This window comes from Stutzerimonas chloritidismutans (assembly GCF_020783375.1).
GTDB classification, from domain to species: domain Bacteria; phylum Pseudomonadota; class Gammaproteobacteria; order Pseudomonadales; family Pseudomonadaceae; genus Stutzerimonas; species Stutzerimonas kunmingensis.
In genome coordinates, this window is the sequence record NZ_CP086067.1 from 3276402 (window position 1) to 3290396 (window position 13995).

13 protein-coding genes are annotated in these 13995 nt (G+C 62.5%); 4 read left to right on the forward strand and 9 right to left on the reverse strand.

The window, feature by feature from the left end; genetic code table 11:
- Positions 1-206 precede the first annotated feature (206 nt).
- Together LLJ08_RS15230 and LLJ08_RS15235 are read left to right on the forward strand one after the other, a co-directional pair.
- Positions 207-1007, forward strand: coding sequence for a cytochrome C assembly family protein (locus tag LLJ08_RS15230; RefSeq protein WP_228207393.1), 801 nt, complete (start codon positions 207-209; stop codon positions 1005-1007).
- A 17-nt stretch (positions 1008-1024) separates the two neighbouring features.
- Positions 1025-2311, forward strand: coding sequence for an HlyC/CorC family transporter (locus tag LLJ08_RS15235; protein ID WP_014821243.1), 1287 nt, complete (start codon positions 1025-1027; stop codon positions 2309-2311).
- A 30-nt stretch (positions 2312-2341) separates the two neighbouring features.
- Here the strand turns inward: LLJ08_RS15235 and purT are convergent, their stop codons facing one another.
- The 4 genes from purT to LLJ08_RS15255 all read right to left on the reverse strand — a co-directional run bounded on the left by purT (position 2342) and on the right by LLJ08_RS15255 (position 4962).
- Complete coding sequence (gene purT, locus LLJ08_RS15240) at positions 2342-3523, reverse strand: formate-dependent phosphoribosylglycinamide formyltransferase (RefSeq protein WP_228207394.1); 1182 nt, start codon at positions 3521-3523, stop codon at positions 2342-2344.
- A 44-nt stretch (positions 3524-3567) separates the two neighbouring features.
- Positions 3568-3759 (reverse strand): DUF1289 domain-containing protein, encoded by a 192-nt coding sequence (locus LLJ08_RS15245; RefSeq protein WP_023444754.1) that lies wholly within the window; start codon positions 3757-3759, stop codon positions 3568-3570.
- Entirely contained in the window at positions 3756-4277 is a 522-nt protein-coding gene (locus LLJ08_RS15250; protein WP_228207395.1) for a gamma carbonic anhydrase family protein, read from the reverse strand. The genes LLJ08_RS15245 and LLJ08_RS15250 overlap by 4 nt, the downstream gene beginning before the upstream one ends.
- 67 nt (positions 4278-4344) lie before the next feature.
- A complete protein-coding gene (locus tag LLJ08_RS15255; protein ID WP_014821247.1) occupies positions 4345-4962 on the reverse strand; it encodes a CoA pyrophosphatase in 618 nt (205 codons plus the stop codon).
- A 218-nt stretch (positions 4963-5180) separates the two neighbouring features.
- On the opposite strand from LLJ08_RS15255, the gene LLJ08_RS15260 reads away from it, so the two are divergent.
- Positions 5181-5747, forward strand: coding sequence for an NUDIX hydrolase (locus LLJ08_RS15260; protein WP_014821248.1), 567 nt, complete (start codon positions 5181-5183; stop codon positions 5745-5747).
- A gap of 58 nt (positions 5748-5805) precedes the next feature.
- A complete protein-coding gene (locus LLJ08_RS15265) occupies positions 5806-6309 on the forward strand; it encodes a L,D-transpeptidase family protein (RefSeq protein ID WP_014821249.1) in 504 nt (167 codons plus the stop codon).
- A 56-nt stretch (positions 6310-6365) separates the two neighbouring features.
- Here LLJ08_RS15265 and LLJ08_RS15270 read toward each other — a convergent pair whose 3' ends face one another.
- The 5 genes from LLJ08_RS15270 to LLJ08_RS15290 all read right to left on the reverse strand — a co-directional run bounded on the left by LLJ08_RS15270 (position 6366) and on the right by LLJ08_RS15290 (position 13972).
- Positions 6366-6683 (reverse strand): YqfO family protein, encoded by a 318-nt coding sequence (locus LLJ08_RS15270; RefSeq protein ID WP_041014753.1) that lies wholly within the window; start codon positions 6681-6683, stop codon positions 6366-6368.
- A gap of 203 nt (positions 6684-6886) precedes the next feature.
- Complete coding sequence (purL, locus tag LLJ08_RS15275; RefSeq protein WP_228207396.1) at positions 6887-10783, reverse strand: phosphoribosylformylglycinamidine synthase; 3897 nt, start codon at positions 10781-10783, stop codon at positions 6887-6889.
- A gap of 125 nt (positions 10784-10908) precedes the next feature.
- Positions 10909-11676 carry an amino acid ABC transporter ATP-binding protein gene (locus LLJ08_RS15280; RefSeq protein WP_003303466.1) on the reverse strand — a complete coding sequence of 256 codons (768 nt, stop codon included), beginning with the start codon at positions 11674-11676 and terminating at the stop codon, positions 10909-10911.
- Between the two features lie 9 nt (positions 11677-11685).
- Complete coding sequence (locus LLJ08_RS15285; RefSeq protein ID WP_014821252.1) at positions 11686-12783, reverse strand: amino acid ABC transporter permease; 1098 nt, start codon at positions 12781-12783, stop codon at positions 11686-11688.
- A gap of 4 nt (positions 12784-12787) precedes the next feature.
- Entirely contained in the window at positions 12788-13972 is a 1185-nt protein-coding gene (locus LLJ08_RS15290; RefSeq protein WP_042926754.1) for an amino acid ABC transporter permease, read from the reverse strand.
- Positions 13973-13995: the final 23 nt, after the last annotated feature.

Sequence of the window (13995 nt, forward strand, 5' to 3'; positions counted from 1 at the left end):
AAGGTGCGGGCGTCCGGCCGGTACCCCGACTGCACCGCTTTTCGTATTTACCTGGCCGCGCCAGCCGCCGCGCGACCCGAAGCCAGGGATGGATGGAGCAGCATGCGGCGCATCGCACGCCGTGACGATCCGTAACCCGGCCACCGCTTTTGCGCCTCGGGTCTTTGTGCCACACTCACGACCTTTCGAGCCCGTTACCGGAACTTATGCACCCTCTGCTACCCAGCCTTGCCGCCGCGGCTCTGTATGCCGGCGCCACGGGTTATCAAAGTTTGCGTCTGGCGCAACGCGCCGTGCCGGACAGACGTCTGCTGCTGACAGTCGGACTGCTCGCTCTGCTTGCCCATGGGGTCAGCCTTTTCATCCAGCTGATATCACCAAGCGGCCTGCACTTGGACTTCTTCACCGCCTCAAGCCTGATTGCCGCTGCTGTCATCCTGCTGATACTACTGGCGCTGTATCGGATGCCAGTGGAAAACCTGCTGCTGCTGCTCTTTCCACTGGGCTGCCTGACGGTACTCTTCGCCCAGTTCGCCCCATCCGGCACTGCACCTGCGATTGCCGAGGAGCCGGGCATACTCGCGCATATCCTGCTGTCGATCCTAGCCTACGGCATGTTGACCATTGCGGTCTTCCAGGCTTTGTTGCTGCTGCTGCAGGATCATCACCTCAAGCACAAGCACCCCTCGGGCCTGATCCGCAACTTCCCGCCTCTGCAGACAATGGAAAGCCTGTTGTTCGGCTTTCTCTGGGCAGGTTGGCTGCTTCTGTCCGCCTCACTGCTTTCCGGCTGGCTGTTTCTTGATGACCTTTTTGCGCAGCACCTGGTCCACAAGACACTCCTTTCGGTGGTTGCCTGGATCGTCTTCGGCCTGCTGCTGTGGGGGCGCCACCAGCTTGGCTGGCGTGGCTACAAGGCCATCCGCTGGACACTGGTCGGTTTCTGCCTGCTGATGCTGGCGTATTTCGGCAGCAAGCTCGTCCGCGAATTCATCCTGCACATCTGACGCAAACAGGCTAACCCGTGGAAAATCTACACCCCGGCTTTCTGGTCGGACTGCTGGTCTTTCTGCTGCTGTGCTCGGCATTCTTCTCCAGCTCCGAAACCGGCATGCTCAGCCTCAACCGCTACCGCCTCAGGCATCAGGCCAAGGAAGGGCATCGAGGCGCGCAGCGCGCCAGCGAACTGCTGGCCCATCCTGACCGCCTGCTGGGCACCATTCTGGTTGGCAACAACTTCGTCAACATCCTGGCCTCATCCATCGCCACCGTGCTCGCGATGCAGCTATGGGGCGAAGCAGGGATCGCGATTGCCACCATCGGCCTGACCATCATCTTGCTGATCTTCGGCGAAATCACGCCGAAAACCCTGGCCGCACTACGCCCGGAGATTGTCGCCTATCCGGTCAGCCTGCCGCTGAAGCTGTTGCAGAAGGTGCTTTATCCTCTGGTTGCCATGCTCGGCTGGGTAAGCAACGGACTGCTCAAGCTGCTTGGCGTCGACCTGTCCAACAAGGGCAACGACAGCCTGTCCACCGAGGAGCTACGCAGCGTCGTACGCGAATCCGGCACCGACCTGCCGCTGAATCGCCAGAGCATGCTGCTCGGCATTCTCGACCTGGAGCGGGTCACTGTCGACGACATCATGATTCCGCGCAACGAGGTTACCGGGATCGATCTCGATGACGATCTGGAGTCGATCATCGGTCAGCTGCGCACCACGCCACATACCCGCCTGCCGGTGTTTCGCAACGACATCAACCAGATCGAGGGCATCGTCCATATGCGACAGATTGCCCGCCTGCTCAGTCATGACCAGCTAACCAAGGAAAGCCTGCTCGAAGCCTGTAACGAACCCTATTTCGTACCGGAAAATACTCCGCTTTCCACCCAGTTGCTGAACTTCCAGAAGCAGAAGCGACGGATCGGCATCGTGGTCGACGAATACGGCGACGTCCGCGGCATCGTCACGCTCGAGGACATCCTCGAAGAGATCGTCGGCGAGTTTAGCAATCAGGACGTATTGCGCAGCCCGGATATTCACCCGCAGGACGACGGTACGCTGGTGATCGATGGCGCCGCCTACATACGCGAGGTAAACCGGGCCCTCGGGTGGAAGTTGCCTTGCGACGGCCCCAAGACGCTCAACGGCCTCATCACCGAGGCCCTTGAGCACATGCCGGATAGCGGCATCTGCTTGCAGATCGGCAACTACCGGCTGGAAATCCTGCAAGCGGCCGATAACCGCGTGAAAAGCGTACGCGCCTGGACCATCGACGACACATCCTCGGACGAGCAGCAACCCGAGTAATCGGGCCGGCAGCAAGCCGGCCCGCCAGCCTCACAGCTCCACTTTCACAGCAGCAGCTGCACGCAACGCCTTTTCTCTCGCCGCTTCGATGGATACGTCCCGCGCCAGCGCGACCCCCATGCGCCGTTGGCCGCTTACACCGGGCTTGCCGAACAGACGCAGCGCGGTATCCGGTTCTGCAAGCGCAGCAGCGAGATTGCCGAAGCTCACTTCGGTGGATTCACCTTCTACCAGAATCACTGCTGAAGCCGCCGAGCCCATCTGGCGGATGCTCGGAATCGGCAGGCCGAGAATGGCCCGCGCATGCAGCGCGAACTCGGACAGGTCCTGCGAAACCAGTGTCACAAGGCCGGTATCGTGAGGACGCGGGGAGATTTCGCAGAACCAGACCTGATCGCCTTTGACGAACAACTCGACGCCAAAGATGCCCCGCCCACCAAGCGCCTCAGTGACCGCCAGTGCGATGCGCTTCGCCTCGGTCATCGCCGCCGGCGCCATCAGCTGCGGCTGCCACGACTCCTGATAGTCGCCCTTCTCCTGGCGATGGCCGACCGGCTCGCAGAAGCTCGTGCCACCCGTGTGGCGCACCGTCAGCAAGGTGATTTCGTAATCGAAGGCGATAAAGCCTTCGACGATGACTCGCCCGCGACCTGCGCGACCACCGGCCTGCGCATAATCCCAGGCGGCATCGATATCGGCTTCGCTGCGCAGCACCGACTGCCCCTTGCCGGACGAGCTCATCACTGGCTTGACCAGACAGGGAAAGCCCAGCGCCATCGCCGCCGAGCGACACTCCTCCAGCGAATCCGCGAAGCGATAGGGTGAAGTCGGCAAGCCCAACTCCTCTGCGGCCAATCGGCGAATGCCTTCGCGATTCATCGTCAGCTGCGCGGCCCGGGCCGTGGGTATCACGGTGTAGCCTTCGCCCTCCAGCTCGACCAGGGTAGCGGTGGCGATGGCCTCGATCTCCGGCACGATGTAATGCGGTCGCTCATGCTCGATCACCGCTCGCAGCGCAGCACCGTCGAGCATGTCGACCACGTGGCTGCGGTGCGCAACCTGCATGGCTGGTGCATTGGCGTAGCGGTCGACCGCTATGACTTCCACGCCAAGCCGCTGCAGCTCAATAACCAGCTCCTTGCCAAGCTCGCCGCAGCCACAGAGCAGGACGCGCGTAGCGCTGGAAGACAATGGTGTACCTATTCTTGGCATGGAATCCTCGCGACACTGGAAATACAAACGAACCCGGCACGCGCCTACATCAGCTGGCCACTGAGGCGAAGTCGCTCGCTGCAGCGTTGAAGCACCTCGCGGCGCTCCTCGTTGCTCATCAACCCCCAGCGCCGGATCTCATCCGCGCTTCGCTGGCAACCGACGCACAGGTCATCCTCATCCAGAGCGCAGAGACTGACGCAGGGCGAGGCGACCGGCTTTTCCTGCGTGTTCACTCATCGCGCTCCAGCTCACGCGCGTAGCGCTGAGCGTTATGCACGTAGTGAGCGGCGCTGGCTTCGAGCATCTTCTTCTGCTCATCGCTCAGCTCACGCACCACTTTGCCCGGTGAGCCGACCACCAGTGAGCCATCGGGAATTTCCTTGCCCTCGGCAATCAGGGTGTTGGCGCCAATGATGCAGTGCTTGCCGATCTTCGCGCCGTTAAGCACCACCGCGTTGATGCCGATCAGGCTGTAATCACCGACCGTGCAACCGTGCAACATGGCGTTGTGCCCAACAGTGACGCCGGTACCCAGCGTCAACGGATGCCCCATGTCTGTGTGCATCACGCTGCCGTCTTGCACGTTGCTGTTCTCACCGATGTGGATCAACTCGTTGTCACCACGCAGAACGGCGCCAAACCAGACGCTTGCGCCAGCATCCAGCCTGATCTTGCCGACCAGCGTGGCATTGGGGGCTACCCAGCTTTGCGGATCCGCTTCGACCCGCGACTCTCCCAGACGATATTTCACGACACACCTCTTCTTGTCAGTTGTACTCAGGCCACAGGAATGCCGCTCGACCCTGTGGCGGTGCGGCTCAGGGCTCGCGTCGCCCGGACAGATCGATGAACGCGGCAGGCGCGCGGCGCATTTCGATGCCGGCGTCATAGATGACATTGACCAGCTCGACGATCATGATCGCGGTCAGGCCCCAAATCTGGTACTCACCATAGCGGTAGGACGGGATGTACCAGCTCTGCCCCTGGTAATCGATGCGGTGTGTGACCTCGCGCGGATCCTCGCAGAAGAACTCCAGCGGCACAGAGAAAACCGAGGCGATTTCGGCATCGTTGGCGCGGTACTCGACATAGTCTGGAACCAGGCCGACATAGGGCGTGACGTGAATGCCATGCACCGACACCAGGCTGCTGAGCGGGCCGACGACCTCGACCATGCCTGGCGCCAGGCCTACCTCTTCCTCGGCCTCACGCAGCGCGGTGTGCAGCAGATCGCGGTCTTCCGGATCGCGTCGACCGCCAGGGAACGCCACTTCTCCACCATGGGTGGAAAGACCGGCGGCGCGGAGCGTCAGCACCAGCTCCGGCGACTCGCTGCGGGTGATTGGCATCAACACGGCCGCCTCGGGCAGGCGGCCTTCCGGCTCCAGAAGATGCGGGGAATGAGCGCGCACCCGGTGGAGTATTGTGTCCAGCATGTATTTTCTCGTTTCGTCTTTGATCGGCATCATGGCATGAAAGGCGGAGCCGCCCAAGGCCCGGAGAGCGCCAAACGAGAAGCTCCGACGCCTCGACGCGATATCGATGTTACAACTGCGAACCAGACGGGTCAGAGCCACCCCGAACGGCGCAGAGGCTGCCTTGCCGAATCCGTGTGAACAGCCCAATATTTCCCGGAGCAATCAGGAAGGCACCCATGAAATACTGCAACCAGTGCGGCGATCCGGTGCTGGTCCGCGTACCGGACGGCGACAACCGGCCGCGCTTCGTCTGCGACAGCTGCCAGACGGTGCACTATCAGAACCCGAGGATTGTCGCCGGCTGCGTACCCGTCTGGGATGATCGCGTGCTGCTCTGTCGGCGTGCGATCGAACCGCGCCGGGGCTATTGGACCCTGCCGGCCGGCTTCATGGAGAACGGCGAAACCATGCAGCAGGCCGCAGAGCGCGAAACACTCGAAGAGGCCTGCGCCAGAGTGCGTGACCTGCAGCTGTATACCCTGTTCGACCTGCCACATATCAATCAGGTCTACATGTTCTTCCGCGCTGAGCTCGTCGATCTGGACTTCTGTGCCGGAGACGAAAGCCTGGAAGTGAAGCTCTTTCATCAGCAAGACATCCCTTGGTCCGAGCTGGCTTTTCCGACCATCGGCCGTACCCTAGAATGCTTCTTCGCCGACCGGGTGCAGCAGACCTTCCCGGTGCGCAACGAGGCCGTGACAAGCTATCGCAACCGCCAGCAGGGCCACGCCCGCGCAGACTGAAGTGTCTGCCGGACCGGCTGGCACATACAGGTCTGATGAAGTTCGAAGGAAAGCCTCGATGCGCTGGCTGCTCGCCCTGCTCTGCCTCACCTTTACCGCGTTCTCCCACGCCAATGCGACGCCCAGCCTGGGCGGTTCACCCATCGACAAAGTGCTGGTAATCAAGTCGGAACGCAAACTCCATCTGGTCAGCGCTGGCCAGACACTCAAGAGCTATCGCGTTTCGCTGGGCAAACAACCCGACGGCGCAAAGCTGCGCGAAGGCGACAAGCGCACGCCGGAAGGCTTCTACTGGATCGACTGGCGCAAGACCAGCGACAAATACAACCTGTCGATGCACATCTCCTACCCCAACGCGCGTGACCTGGCCCGCGCACAGCAGGAAGGCGTAGCGCCTGGAAGCATGATCATGCTGCACGGCACGCCACTGGATGAGGAGTATCCGGAGTGGTTCTTCCACACCCTGGACTGGACCGAGGGCTGCATCGCGCTGAGCAACAGCGACATGCGCGAGATCTGGGCGCTGGTGAAGGATGGCACGCTGATCGAGATTCGCCCGTAACGCCAGGAATCAATGCCGGGGCGCCGCAACCGCCAGGACTGCCCCGACCCGTTAGGCTAGAACTGCATGTCGGACAAACGCCAGACGTCGAACGCAGGCGTTTCATACGGATGGGCCTTCTTCATTGCCTTCACGCTATCGTGAATCAGCTCGTCCGCCACAACCAATTCGACCTTCCACTCGGGAACGTGCTGCACCTGCCCGGTTTGCCCGATAAAAGGCTGGCTACCCTCCAACGGGCGGTACTGCCCCTGCCCCAGTACCTGCCAGCAGCAACTGTCATATGCGCCTATGCGGCCAGCGCCGGCGGCGAACACTGCTTTCTTGACCGCTTCCAGATGACTGTCTGGAACATAGAAGCACAGCTTGTACATCGACCTCTCCGTGCAGATGAGCCCGACCTCCACCGGCCGAGCGAACTGGCATTCTGCCATCCGTGTGCGCACCGAATAGTGCGGCGCGTCATAGCTCAGACGACACTTTGCGCTGCCGGTTCATAGACCTTTGTCACAAATGAAAAAGCCCGCCGATATGCTATCGACGGGCTCCTCGGGAATGGCCAGATTGACCCGGTCGGTCAGTCGACCCAGACCCGCGCATTGCGGAACATGCGCATCCAGCCGCCGTCTTCCTGCCACTCGTCAGGGCGCCAGGAGTTGGTCACGGCGCGGAACACCCGCTCCGGGTGCGGCATCATGATGGTCACGCGGCCATCGCGACTGCTGAGACCGGTGATACCGCGCGGCGAGCCGTTCGGGTTGGCCGGGTAACGCTCGGTGACCTTGCCGTGGTTATCCACGAAGCGCAGCGCCACGGTGCCGGAAAGATCTGCCTGCAGCATGGCCTCTTCGCTCTCGAACTCCGCATGGCCTTCGCCGTGGGCGATGGCGATCGGCAGACGGGAGCCGGCCATGCCCTGCAGGAAGATCGATGGCGAATCCTGAATCTGAACCATCGCCACCCGCGCTTCAAACTGCTCCGAGCGGTTACGCACGAAGTGCGGCCAGTTCTCGGTGCCCGGGATCAGCTCGTGCAGGTTGCTCATCATCTGGCAACCATTGCACACGCCGAGAGCGAAGCTGTCCTTGCGCTCGAAGAAGGCCTGGAAGCCATCCCGTGCACGCGCATTGAACAGGATCGACTTGGCCCAGCCTTCACCGGCGCCGAGCACGTCGCCGTAGGAGAAGCCACCGCAGGCCACCAGGCCCTTGAACTCCTCAAGGCTGACACGCCCGGAAAGGATATCGCTCATGTGCACGTCGACCGCAGCGAACCCGGCACGGTCGAACGCCGCCGCCATCTCCACCTGGCCGTTGACGCCCTGCTCGCGCAGCACCGCAATCTGTGGACGAATGCCACGCTTGATGTAGGGCGCCGCGATGTCCTCGTTCACGTCGAAGCTGAGCTTGGCACTAAGACCCGGGTTGTCCTCTTCGAGCAGCGCGTCGAACTCCTGATCGGCGCACTCGGCGTTATCGCGCAGACGCTGGATCTGATAGCTGGTTTCTGCCCACTGGCGCTGCAGCAGGCGGCGCTCACCGGCGAAGACTTCGTTCTCGCCGTGCTTGATCGACACATGGCCATTGTTGACCGGCTGACCGATGACCGCGACACAGTCACCCAGACCGGCTGCGCTGAACTGTGCCAGCACGATCTCGGTGTCGTCCTGACGCACCTGAATCACCGCACCAAGCTCCTCGTTGAAGAGCATCGGTGCGACATCCGCGGCACTCTCCAGCAGGCCATCAAGATTCAGACTCAGGCCACAGTGACCGGCAAACGCCATTTCCAGCACAGTGGTCAGCAGACCACCGTCGGACCGGTCGTGGTAGGCCAGTAGCAGACCGTCGGCGTTCAGCCCCTGGACCACGGCGAAGAACGCCTGCAGGTCTTCGGCATCATCGACGTCGGGTGCCTGGCGACCAAGCTGACCGTACACCTGCGCAAGAATCGAAGCGCCCATGCGGTTCTGGCCGCGTCCCAGATCGATCAGGATCAGGTCCGTTGCGCCCTTGTCCAGGCGCAGCTGCGGGGTCAGGGTCTGGCGGATATCAGTGACTGGGGCGAAGCCGGAAACGATCAGCGACATCGGCGAGGTCACGCTTTTCTCGGCGCCCTCCTCCGACCAACGGGTCTTCATTGACATCGAGTCCTTGCCCACCGGAATGGTCAGGCCCAGCTGCGGGCACAGCTCCATGCCGACGGCTCGCACGGTGTCGTACAGCCGCGCGTCTTCGCCGGGGTGGCCGGCGGCGGCCATCCAGTTGGCGGACAACTTGATGTCGGAGATCTTCTCGATGCGTGCCGCTGCCAGGTTGGTCAGCGTTTCGCCGATGGCCATGCGGCCCGACGCCGGGGCATCCAGCAGTGCCAGCGGCGTACGCTCGCCCATCGCCATGGCCTCGCCGGTGTAAACGTCGTAGCTGGTAGCCGTGACGGCGCAGTCGGCGACCGGCACCTGCCAAGGGCCGACCATCTGATCTCGCGCTACCTGGCCGGTGATGCTGCGGTCGCCGATGGTGATCAGGAAGCTCTTGCTGGCGACCGCTGGGTGGCGCAGCACCCGGGTGACCGCCTCGTTCAGATCGACAGTAGCCGCATCGAAGTCATCGCCCAGCTCCGCTTCGCGGCTGGCGCTGCGGTGCATGCGCGGCGGCTTACCGAGTAGCACTTCGAGCGGCATGTCCACCGGGGTGTTGCCGAAATGGCTGTCGGTGACGGTCAGTTGTGGCTCTTCGGTCGCCTCGCCGACAACCGCGAACGGGCAGCGCTCACGTTCGCAGATAGCCTGGAAACGCTCGAAATCGGCGGCACTGACGGCCAGCACGTAACGCTCCTGGGACTCGTTGCTCCAGATCTCGTGCGGGGCCATGCCCGGCTCGTCGTTAGGCACGTTGCGCAGTTCGAAGCGGCCACCGCGGTCACCGTCGTTGACCAGCTCCGGGAAGGCATTGGAAATGCCACCGGCACCGACGTCATGGATGAAGGCGATGGGGTTCTGGTCGCCCAGCTGCCAGCAGCGGTCGATGACCTCCTGGCAGCGGCGTTCCATTTCCGGGTTCTCGCGCTGTACCGAGGCGAAATCAAGATCGGCCGAGCTGGCACCGGTCGCGACCGAGGAGGCGGCGCCGCCGCCCAGGCCGATCAGCATGGCCGGGCCGCCGAGCACGATCAGCTTGGCGCCAACGGTGATCTCGGCCTTCTGCACGTGATCTTCACGGATATTGCCCATGCCGCCAGCGAGCATGATCGGCTTGTGATAACCACGCACCTCGTCGCCGCGCGGCGTGTTGATCGACTGCTCGAAGGTACGGAAGTAACCGGTCAGCGCCGGGCGGCCGAACTCGTTGTTGAACGCGGCGCCGCCCAGAGGGCCTTCAATCATGATGTCCAGCGGCGTGACGATGCGTTCCGGCTTGCCGTAGGCCTGTTCCCACGGCTGCTCGAAGCCGGGGATGTTCAGGTTGGAGACGGTGAAACCGGTCAGACCGGCCTTTGGCTTGGCGCCGCGGCCGGTGGCGCCCTCGTCGCGAATCTCGCCGCCGGAGCCGGTGGAAGCACCGGAGAATGGCGAGATGGCCGTCGGGTGGTTGTGGGTTTCCACCTTCATCAGGATGTGCACCGGCTCCTGCACCGCGCCGTACTGGCGGGTTTCAGCATTGGGGAAGAAACGCCCTGCGGTGTGGCCGACGATGACCGACGCGTTGTCCTTGTAAGCGGACAGCACGTTCTCGCTGTGCATCTGGTAGGTGTTCTTGATCATGCCGAACAGCGACTTGTCCTGGCTCTCGCCGTCGATGTCCCAGCTGGCGTTGAAGATCTTGTGGCGGCAGTGCTCGGAGTTGGCCTGCGCGAACATCATCAGTTCGATGTCGTGCGGGTTGCGCTTGAGGCCCTGGAAGGCACTGACCAGATAATCGATTTCGTCTTCGGCCAGGGCCAGGCCCAGGTCGGTGTTGGCCTTTTCCAGCGCGGCGCGACCGCCACCAAGGATGTCCACGGCAGTCAGAGGCTTGGGCTCGGCATGGCTGAACAGGTTGGCGGCTGCTTCGAAACGATCGAGCACCATTTGCGTCATGCGGTCGTGAAGCGCTGCGGCAATCAGCTGTGCATCGCTATCGGAAAACTCGCCCTGCACGTAATAGGCGATGCCGCGCTCCAGCCGCTGGACCTTCTCCAGCCCGCAGTTGTGGGCGATATCGCTGGCCTTGCTCGACCACGGCGAAATGGTGCCGAAGCGAGGCACCACGAGAAACAGCCGCCCGGCAGGTTCCTGCACCGGCACACTGGGGCCGTACTTCAGCAGGCGGGTCAGTACGTTCTGCTCATCCGCGCCGAGCGTGCCGGAAACCTCGGCGAAATGGGCGAACTCGGCATACAGCCCGCTGACGGCGGGGACCTTATCGGTCAGTTGTGCCAGGAGCTTGCCATGACGGAAGGCGGAAAGAGCGGGAGCGCCGCGCAGGATCAACATCGTCGGAACAGCCTCGGAGGGGGGAGCAGTCGGGGCGCGTATTCTAGCCCATGACGGCGGCCGAGGCTAAGGCTGAACATAGCCAGGCGCCGCGTGTTCCGACGGCACGCCAGGCCCGGCTTGGATCAGTGCAGGATCTGGCTGAGGAACAGCTTGGTCCTGTCGTTGACCGGGTTTGTGAAGAACACCTCTGGCTCGGCCTGTTCGACGATCTCGCCCTTGTCCATGAAGATCACCCGATCCGCCACGGTGCGGGCGAAGCCCATCTCATGGGTCACGCAGAGCATGGTCATGCCGCTTTCGGCGAGGCTGACCATGGTGTCGAGCACCTCCTTCACCATTTCCGGGTCGAGGGCCGAAGTCGGCTCATCGAACAGCATGATCTTCGGCTTCATGCACAGCGCACGGGCGATCGCCACGCGCTGCTGCTGACCGCCGGAGAGCTGGCCGGGAAACTTGTTGGCCTGCTCCGGGATGCGCACGCGCTCCAGATAATGCATGGCAATTTCCTCGGCCTGCCGTCGCGGCAGCTTGCGCACCCACATCGGCGCCAGGGTGCAGTTCTGCAACACGGTCAGGTGCGGGAACAGGTTGAAGTGCTGGAACACCATGCCGACTTCGCTGCGGATCGCCTCGATCTGCTTGAGGTCGCTGGTCAGCTCCACGCCGTTGATGACGATGCGCCCCTGCTGGTGTTCCTCCAGGCGATTGAGGCAGCGAATGGTGGTGGACTTGCCGGAGCCGGAAGGCCCGCACAGCACGATGCGCTCGCCCTGGCGCACGGAGAGGTTGATGTCCTTGAGTACATGGAACTGGCCGAACCATTTGTGCACGCCCTGCATGCGGATGACCGGCTCGCTGCTCTGCTCGGCCTGCGCGTTTGAATCACTCATATATCACTCCTAATGCTTGTGGCCGGTGTCCAGCTTGCGCTCCAGGCGCATCGAGTAGCGGGACATACCGAAACAGAACATCCAGTACACCAGCGCGGCGAACACGTAACCCTCGGTGGACATGCCTAGCCAGGCCGGGTCCGCGGTGGCGCGCTTGATGCTGTTGAGGAAGTCGAACAGGCCGATGATGATCACCAGGCTGGTGTCCTTGAACAGGGCAATGAAGGTGTTGACGATGCCTGGGATTACCAGCTTCAGCGCCTGCGGCAGGATCACCAGCAGCGTGCTGCGCCAGTAGCCCAGGCCCATGGCCGCCGCCGCCTCGTACTGCCCCTTGGGGATCGCCTGCAGACCGCCACGTACTACCTCGGCGATGTAGGCGGCCTCGAAGAACACCACCATCAGCATTGCCCGCAGCAGCTTGTCGAGGCTCATGCCTTCGGGCAGGAACAGCGGCAGCATCACCGAGGACATGAACAGCACGGTGATCAACGGCACGCCGCGCCAGAACTCGATGAAGGTCACGCAGAGCACGCGAATAGCCGGCATGTCCGAGCGCCGTCCCAATGCCAGCAGAATGCCCAGCGGCAAAGCACCGGCAATGCCCACGGCAGCGATCACTACGGTCAGCATGAGCCCGCCCCACTGACTGGTAGGCACCGTCTGCAGGCCGAGAAAGCCACCATGCAGCAGCCAGTAGGCTAGCAGCGGGTAAACCAGCAGATAGCCCAGCCCGTAGCGCAACTTGTGTGGCATCTGCCGCAGGAACAGCGGCGCCGCACCGATGATCGCCAGCCAGGCTGCCGCATCGACTCGCCAGCGCAGCTCCGTCGGATAGAAGCCGTACATGAACTGGCCGAACCGGGTCTGAATGAACACCCAGCAGGCGCCTTCGCGGCTGCAGTCGGCGCGGGTTTCACCGGTCCAGTCGGCCTTGAAGATGGCCCATTCGAGTACCGGCGGCACAATCAGCCAGAGCAGGTATAGCCCTACCAGCGTCAGCAGGGTATTGATCCAGCTGGAAAACAGATTGGCCCGTAGCCAGCCGAGCGCACCGATGCTGATCGTCGGTGGCGGCAGGTCGGGCTTGAAGGTATGGATGGTCATGCGCTCACCGCTCGATCAGCGCAATGCGCTTGTTGTACCAGTTCATCAGCAGCGAGATGCTGATGCTGATGGCCAGATAGACACTCATGGTGATGGCCATGGTTTCGATGGCCTGCCCGGTCTGATTGAGCACCGTGCCGGCGAATAGCGACACCATGTCCGGATAACCGATAGCAGCAGCGAGCGACGAGTTCTTTGCCAGGTTCAGGTATTGGCTGGTCAGCGGCGGCACGATCACCCGCAACGCTTGCGGCACGATCACCAGCCGCAATACCTGGCCTGGGCGCAACCCAAGCGAAGCGGCGGCTTCGGTCTGGCCATAGCTGACCGACTGAATGCCTGAACGCACGGTTTCCCCGATGAACGCCGCGGTATACACCGACAACGCCACCACGATCGAAACCAGCTCCGGGATCACCACCCAACCACCGCGAATGTTGAAGCGCTGCAACTCCGGCACTTCCCAAGTGAAAGGTACGCCTGCAATGAAGGTCATCAGCCACGGGATCGCCAGAAACAACCCAAGGCTGGTCCAGAACACCGGAAACATCTGCCCGGTGGCATGCCGCCGCGCCCGAGCCCAGCGATTGAGCAAGACCACGGCCACCAGCGCCACGAGCAACGCCAGCCAGAATGACCAGAAGCCATCGGCGGCGCTGGGTGCCGGCATCTGCACGCCACGGTTGTTGACGAACACCGCATCCCATAGGCTCAGGCTGTTGCGCGGCCCAGGCAACGGGCTGATCACAGCGAAGTAGACGAAGAAGATCAGCAGCAACGGCGGGATATTGCGGAATATCTCGATGTAGAGCGTCGCCAATTGACGGATCAGCCAGTTGCTCGAGAGGCGTCCCACGCCGAGGATGAACCCCATCACCGTTGCGAGAAATATCCCGATGACGCTGACCAACAGCGTATTGAGCAGCCCGACCCAGAAGACGCGACCGTAAGTGTCGCTCTCGCTGTAGTCGATCAGGTGCTGGGATATGCCGAAGCCGGCGGCGTTCTCAAGGAAACCGAAGCCGGAGGTAATGCCTCGATGGGCAAGGTTGGTCTGGGTATTGTGAAAAAGGTACCAGCCGAATGCTACGACGGTGATTACAGCCAGAATCTGAAACAGCCAGGCGCGTGCCCGAGGGTCGGTCAATAGCGACCCGCCAGCCGGCCTAGGATTGTCGATGGTTCGCATCGAATGTCCTCATACCGCACCGC

What these genes read in the sequence shown, in the direction of transcription:
- LLJ08_RS15230 (WP_228207393.1), top strand. Translation starts at nt 207, where the DNA reads ATGCACCCTCTGCTACCCAGCCTTGCCGCCGCGGCTCTGTATGCCGGC.
- purT (WP_228207394.1), bottom strand. Translation starts at nt 3,523, where the DNA reads ATGCCAAGAATAGGTACACCATTGTCTTCCAGCGCTACGCGCGTCCTG.
- LLJ08_RS15255 (WP_014821247.1), bottom strand. Translation starts at nt 4,962, where the DNA reads ATGCTGGACACAATACTCCACCGGGTGCGCGCTCATTCCCCGCATCTT.
- LLJ08_RS15260 (WP_014821248.1), top strand. Translation starts at nt 5,181, where the DNA reads ATGAAATACTGCAACCAGTGCGGCGATCCGGTGCTGGTCCGCGTACCG.
- LLJ08_RS15265 (WP_014821249.1), top strand. Translation starts at nt 5,806, where the DNA reads ATGCGCTGGCTGCTCGCCCTGCTCTGCCTCACCTTTACCGCGTTCTCC.
- LLJ08_RS15270 (WP_041014753.1), bottom strand. Translation starts at nt 6,683, where the DNA reads ATGTACAAGCTGTGCTTCTATGTTCCAGACAGTCATCTGGAAGCGGTC.
- purL (WP_228207396.1), bottom strand. Translation starts at nt 10,783, where the DNA reads ATGTTGATCCTGCGCGGCGCTCCCGCTCTTTCCGCCTTCCGTCATGGC.
- LLJ08_RS15280 (WP_003303466.1), bottom strand. Translation starts at nt 11,676, where the DNA reads ATGAGTGATTCAAACGCGCAGGCCGAGCAGAGCAGCGAGCCGGTCATC.
- LLJ08_RS15285 (WP_014821252.1), bottom strand. Translation starts at nt 12,783, where the DNA reads ATGACCATCCATACCTTCAAGCCCGACCTGCCGCCACCGACGATCAGC.
- LLJ08_RS15290 (WP_042926754.1), bottom strand. Translation starts at nt 13,972, where the DNA reads ATGCGAACCATCGACAATCCTAGGCCGGCTGGCGGGTCGCTATTGACC.